The 1,406-nt window shown below is 44.9% G+C and carries 1 pseudogene; it reads right to left on the bottom strand.

What is annotated here, in order from left to right:
• Positions 1-213 precede the first annotated feature (213 nt).
• Positions 214-1,406 (bottom strand): annotated as a pseudogene (locus JGK39_RS33460) (hypothetical protein); the annotation flags it as partial.

Here is a 1,406-nt window from a genome sequence, read left to right as displayed (position 1 = left end):
TGCCAGCTAATAAAAGTTTGGTTGTTGACGTTCTGTAAGGGTGGATTGCCGGGGTAATTCCCGGTTTTTTTTATTGAGCGATGGCTTCAATCGAACTATGCACATGATTCGATTCTAAGTTTGTTGCGTCTAGGTCGGGAACCGTGGGGAGGGAACAGTCAATAAAAAACCCGCCGGGCTAGGGCGGGTTAGGTGTAGAGGATGCGCTGGGGGCTAGATGTCGGTCATCTTGACGCTCGTGTCAATACCTAAGTAGTGTCGCTGAATCACCTCTACGCTATTACCACAGGCGGTAGCTAGTAGTAATAAATCAGTGCCAGCATGAGCTTGTAAGCTGATGAATGTATGACGGCAGTTATAGAAAGGTAAGTAGCCATCTATTAAGCCGTCATCCGCAAGCTGGGTTACTACACCGGGATAAATGTATTTTTTCTGACCATTATTACCTCTTGTCTGATACCAAATTTCCCTCACCGCACCCGTATCCCAATGTTTGCCATTTAACTTAGTAAAAACTAAATCAGTAGGCTTAGCGTCGGCAGGCTTAATACGCATCAGTAAATCGCTCAGCTTGGAGTAGATTTTGAACAGTCGGACTTCCCCCGTTTTGGTAACTTGCGTATTCTTTTGTTGCCCATTGTATGACTTGCTAAATCGAATGTAGTCCTTGTCACGTCCCAAGAGTACATCTTTCCATTGAAGGGCAAATGCTTCACCACTACGACAACCTGTTAGGAATCGGAATTCGACTAATGGGGCTAGTTGACGCGGTGAAGCATTTTTATGCTCATAGAGTGCCTTGATGATAATGTCTCGGTCTTTTTTCGAGAAAGCGCGACGGTCGCACTCTTCGGGGTCTTTCTCGGTATCCTCCTTATCCCACCAGCGTAAGTCAATTGTTCCATCGGTTCTAGTTTGTGATTTATACTTATCAATTTTGTTTTCGTTACTACCATTAGGCATCGCAAATGGGTTAATTGTAAGTTTGGTTTTGCCTAGGGATTGCAAGCGAATGAAAGCTTCAGATAGAGCGCTCAACGTCCGTTGTTTATTTTGCTGACTGGTAGGGTGTTTTGTTAAAATCTCACCAACATTAGCAGAAATGGGTAATTCCCAAATAGAGTGTTGACCATCCGAAAATGTCGCTGAGCTAATATCCCAAGTTAAGCCCTTGATAATATTTGTGTACGTCCTACAGAACACCCCTTTAAACGTCGTGGGCTGCAACTGCGGACGCTTCCACTCCAGATAATCTTCCCACATTGTACCTACAGTTATCTCTGACTCAGGTTCCGGTATGGGTGCAACAAGCTTCAATTCAGCAGCGTACTTGGTTTTTAAGCCGTACTTAGCAAAGGTAGGGTCAAACAGCGTCTGCCAGTCGGAGTGCTGCAAGTCCTCTTCTA

Source organism: Microcoleus sp. PH2017_12_PCY_D_A, from assembly GCF_020738565.1.
Classification (GTDB): Bacteria; Cyanobacteriota; Cyanobacteriia; order Cyanobacteriales; family Microcoleaceae; genus Microcoleus.
This window is presented reverse-complemented; position numbering and strand designations above follow the sequence as displayed.